At 35.8% G+C, this 5,184-nt stretch carries 3 protein-coding genes; all 3 read right to left on the bottom strand.

The features are described from left to right. Nucleotides 1-206 precede the first annotated feature (206 nt). Entirely contained in the window at nt 207-374 is a 168-nt protein-coding gene (locus ACFIJ8_RS08335) for a hypothetical protein (protein ID WP_155915002.1), read from the bottom strand. A 1,047-nt stretch (nt 375-1,421) separates the two neighbouring features. Further along, complete coding sequence (locus tag ACFIJ8_RS08340) at nt 1,422-2,390, bottom strand: abortive infection family protein (RefSeq protein ID WP_375639372.1); 969 nt, start codon at nt 2,388-2,390, stop codon at nt 1,422-1,424. A 1,691-nt stretch (nt 2,391-4,081) separates the two neighbouring features. Next, nucleotides 4,082-4,309 carry a hypothetical protein gene (locus ACFIJ8_RS08345; protein ID WP_375639373.1) on the bottom strand — a complete coding sequence of 76 codons (228 nt, stop codon included), beginning with the start codon at nt 4,307-4,309 and terminating at the stop codon, nt 4,082-4,084. Nucleotides 4,310-5,184: the final 875 nt, after the last annotated feature.

Here is a 5,184-nt window from a genome sequence, read left to right on the forward strand (position 1 = left end):
ATAAACTGTTGACATATTGGATAGGGGCGGAAAGACAGACAATGGTGGTGATGCCAAGCCCTATGCCTCTTAGCAAGTGTTTGTTCACGATAGAGTGCAAAAATAGCGCTCAATCTAGATTGGTCTCAAAAATTCTCTGATGCTTCTCAAATTAACTTGAGAAAAACAAGTTCTTGTGCATCTGTTATAGTCGGTAATACAAGATCTTATGCATCCATTGCAGCAGCATCTTGGTTTTTGCGACGATTGTTAATTTGTGTATCGGAACAGACAGAAAAAGAACGTAAGGGTGGTTCTGTATCTGCTGGCCATTCTCTTATCGTTAAAGCATCTAGAGAGCTGAAAAAGCTTCTTACACCTATCCTAACATACATAAATCATAATTGAGAAAGCCATGAGACGCTGTACCCCCCTATACTTGGCGCAATGTACTATCTGTTTTGAAAGGGACTTATATCCCCCCACACTATCACTTGGACATCTGCTCTAGCCCCATTGGCCGCTTCTAGGGTGGCATGTTCTTTGAAGGATTGATGATTTTTGCGATCTTTTTTTGAAACGAACGTGATGGAGAAAAAGTTTTCTGCGTGAGAAAAAGGGGTGGCTTTTTGCTTTTACAGCCATTGCTACTGATGTTTGAATGGAAGCTGGCAGTGGGGAGGGGAAGCCATAGAGTACGTGATCACTAAATTTTATCCCCGCTATAGAATATCGGCTTTTATAAGCTATAGAGAAGGATATGCCAAGGGAATGGGGGCGCTTAAGTCTTAAATATAATTCTCAAGTAATTCTAAGAGCACAAAATCTTATGGCTATTAGAAAAAAAGAACTTCTTCTATCTTATTGGCTCCTTATTCCACTTGTTCTAAATACTACTTGTTATAGAGCTAAAACGATATTTTTATCTTAAAACCATACTTCTAAAGCACTAAAAGATAATACTTCTTCACTCAAACTTTCCCCTATTTTGCTTTTATTAGAAGTGGGCCTTTATAGAATATGTAATTTATACGTATAAAGGCTTTGCAGGGATTAAATCTCAACTCAGATTTTCTCTCTTTATAGAGTCAGAAGTGTATTTTATCATAATGCCTAGCTTCATATTTCTTCACGAGAGCTTTCCAAAAATAGTACACCACCTAGTTTGTTCTTTAAAAAATAATCAAGGCAATACTTTTGCACCATCCTCATTCGCCGTCCTTAAGGGCGGCTTTTGCATTTACAGAAATTGCCACTGACTTTAAAAGCGGAGCCTAGAAACGCGGGGAAGAGGAGAACCATAGGGCGGTGTGATTACTCATTCTGTCATGCTATAGAAATATTTGGTTTTGTAGGGTATAGGCAACACCCCCCCTTTTTTAATGCCTAAAAAGCATTAAAAATGGCACGAGAAAATGCTGGTAGTCGCGTTATGTTTTTTATTACGGCTGATCTATGAGCTCTAAGATATACATTGAGAGAGAATGTGCGGCATTAAAAGTTAAGCGCGCATGGTGAGGTTTGAGATTGATTAGTTCCAAATCTTTTTCTGAGCGGCCGTGCGCTGCACTTTTCTTGTTTCTTAAATTCATAGTACCACTAACGATTTGATACAGACCGGATGCGATCATTTTTAAGCCATTTTCATCTAGATCTTGACTTTTTAAGTCTTTTTCATCTAGATCTTGATTTTTTAAGTTTTCTTGCTTCATATCTTCGGGATGGGTCTTGGCTTTCTTAACGACTTGTTTCCATAAAGCGGGCAGATTATTACGGGCGTTTTCTGCATATGGGATAGAATGGTGGTCGAGATAAGCTTTGCAAGAGGCTTCCAACAGATTTGCTGCAAATAGAACCGCCCCCCTTGGATCTTTTTCTATATTTTCTAATGCTCTATTTATTTCGTTTTTTACGGCTGAAAGTTTTTTCTCTGCAATAAGTTTTTGTAGCTCTTCTGTAGAGAGGAGACCTACTTTTTGCAATTCTTGTGTGAAGGTCAGTCCCTTCTTGATAATATATCCTCCACGCAGATATTCTAATCTATCTTTCTTTAACGTTTCTAAAACGTTACGTTGATCTGTTTTAAGCTGTTTTAGTATTTGATCTTCTGATATGTCTTCAAATATGAATTCGATTGACTTATGGGATTCGTTATCCAAAAAATCCCCGAGTAGGTTACCAAGGACTTCAAGCGGTTTTTTGCATAGCCAATTGATTGCCTTTAGTCGTTTCTTAACCTTGACAGTTTCACAATCATCTAGTTTTTCATTAAGAGCAGTTGGTGTCAAAAGGAATAAGTCATCAAGATTATCCAACCAATAGTACTTTGGTAATATTTGAGAGAGTATCTCAATTGTTGCAGGAGGAATAGTGTTTTTCTGAGAGATTTTTTGCGGAGATGATAATTGCATTTTATGGCTTTATAATATCAAAAAGTGGTGTGTGGAGTGGTTTTTAGAATATGATTTTATTGCCTGACCTTGCATAGAAGGTCGCGCAACAATTTTGTGGCTTATATAAGATTTGTGAAAGAGAAATACTATATTGTGTTTTAATTTTTTCTCCTTTCATTGTTATAGCAGTGAGGGGGATGGATAATGTGTGATAATTCGAAAAATATAGAATGAGAATAGAAGTATAATTTTGTATTATTGTAACTGCAATAACATTCTTTATTGATAGATTGTTTATTGGAGAGAAGGAAGCAGGCAATACGCATAATCCCTGAAAGGAAGGCTTTGTGACAAGAATTTCAACAATGGTATATTACCAAATGTTGGCACAGTTCTTTACTTGTCAGAAAGAGCAGATGGGGTTCTTTGTTCGCATAACCGGTAGAGAGAACAAGTGGGTAGGGGATCGGTTTACCAATTTCGTTTATTCCGTTAAAGCTTACGGTTTTCTATAAAAAGGCTGTTTTCATTATATCCGCTGTTAATCTCGCGTATTTGGTCGTGATGGAAATATAGACAGTCATTGCGTCTAAAAGGGACTTTAGGCAATAAAATGTGCGTAAAAGTGTTTAAAACAACTACTCTTGATTGTAAAACTTATAAGAAAATCTAGAAAAACAAAAGTTTAAAGGCAGGAAAATGTTAGAGAAATCTCAGAGCACACTGTAAAAGTAAAAAAACAGCCTTTTTAGAGATGGTTTGCTGTCTGTCATCGTGCATCATGATTTTCAATATTTTTAAAAATTTTCCCCTCAATGAGAGAAGGCTTTTTTATTAAAGAGGAGAAGATTTGTGATGACAGTTCACAATGGAATGGAGAGAGAGGCTGCTTTACCAGATGTTTTTGTCGCTTCATCTTCATTTGAACCTGTTGCGGTTATGAAAGCATAGCGATTCAAGGAGGTTTAAATGGGGTGAATAACATCGCCAAGTTTGCAGCACGGTGCTATTTTCCACATCGCGATGCGTGGCAGAAGAGGGGCAGCATTTTGGCGGGCGGGGGCGGGATGCCATATTCTATGCTGGTGCTGTAGGGGTGTCTGTTAGTGTGTTTATGGGACTATTCCGCATTGAAACGCGTGCTTAATTTTCGTGGATATTTGCAAAGATACCAACAGAGAATCCCATATTTCAAGAGGTTTTGAGAGGTGTCCAAGAGCACAAAGGAAGTATGATGTTGATAAACACCGCATGTTACTGGAGATGGCCAAATTTTAGAGTTTAAGGAGCTTGTTGGTTTAGTGTCCTTTCATAAAAATAACGAAGGTTGTGGTTAAGGTCTCAGTGTGTTGGTTTCTCGAAAAGTGGTAAACTACTCTATGATCTTATAAGCCATTGAAAATGTTATTGAGAAGGCGTTCAAACAAAGCATATCATAAATCTGAGCCCTTTTCTTTATGCGATAAGGAGAGTGTGAGGCAAAACAGTAAAAATGCAGCGATATTGTTTGGGTGCCAAATGTATTCTCAATAGTTTATAATTTTCTTTTCTTAAATGTGCAGCTCTTTCTGGAAAATGTTCGACAATCTCTTAATCGTTTAATAAAAATTAAAATCGGTTATAAGGAAGAGCTTGTAAATTATAGAGTAGGAAAAAGTTGCATTTTATAAACAACAGGGGAGGGCTGTTTCCATAGTCCAAATATTTTTTCAAGTTGTTATGGTATCTTCTTGAAGTGCTTGATCGATAAAAGTTTGATAATTATCAGAAACAATATATTGGGTATTTCCTCCCAAAGCTTTGAAATATTCACGACCGCAATGGATTTTTGCTTTTTCCAGATCGCGCAAGATGTCTTCGAAAATACTTCCTTTGCTTTCCACAACAAAATACAGTTTGTTTTGTCCATCTTTTACTTCAATAGAGGCGACTTCAATCTACTTTATAAGCGTTTGTTCATAAGCATCGATGGAATCCAGCCTATATAGCATGTTGTGTTTATCAAGATGAAATTGTTTATGTAGATTTCTTGTATTGAAAGCAATGGTACGATTTTTGATGTCTGTATAAAAATATTGACAAAAAAAATTTTAATAACGCATGATTATAGAGTTTTGTCCTTTGTTTTAAGCGTGTAAAGTTAACCCGTTGTTTATCCATAGATTTTGTGTTTATTATTTATTTGATACATTTAATCTAGAATGTAAATTGTGTTCGTATATTCAAACTAATATACTGGTATTGAAGCGGTGAGAGTGTTACTTTGTTGAGAATAGATAATTTGGTAGGTTGGTATTCCCTTTGTATCAGAGAAATTTCACCTTATTCTCTCATATTGTACGTGGATGAAATATTAACCGCATAATGCTCTCTCTTACATGAGATGTAAGATTGATATGCTTTCCATATTAGGAAAAGTTGTTGATTGTAGAGGAGTATTTTTCTGCGAAATTTGTTTTGCTTAAATGGCAAAAATAGAGCAATAGTCGCATATTTGTTACGCTGTAACGCATATATATAATCGATGAAGTCAACACTTCATTTAAGAAATTTCTTAAAGAAAAAACATAAAAAAATAGAATTGTTGAAAAAAATCTTTTATTTTGAAGCTTGTTTCTCATGATTATAAAAGCTTTATGTGGATGTCGAAAATTTTGATTGTGTTGAAAAGCATGAAAAATCAAGGAAATTTTGCAAAAAAAGCTGCATCATGTGTGCAGCTTTTTATGTGTTTTCTTTAGAGGTAGAAGTTTTAAAGCATGAAAGTATCCTTACGGCTTCTATAACCATAATAACCAAAAACACTGGAAAC

The sequence above is a fragment of the Bartonella sp. MF74HXZ genome (genome assembly GCF_042194445.1).
GTDB classification, from domain to species: domain Bacteria; phylum Pseudomonadota; class Alphaproteobacteria; order Rhizobiales; family Rhizobiaceae; genus Bartonella; species Bartonella grahamii.

Bases quoted from the DNA above. Each gene is read 5' to 3' on its own strand.
- ACFIJ8_RS08335 (WP_155915002.1), bottom strand. From the start codon at position 374: ATGTATGTTAGGATAGGTGTAAGAAGCTTTTTCAGCTCTCTAGATGCT.
- ACFIJ8_RS08340 (WP_375639372.1), bottom strand. From the start codon at position 2,390: ATGCAATTATCATCTCCGCAAAAAATCTCTCAGAAAAACACTATTCCT.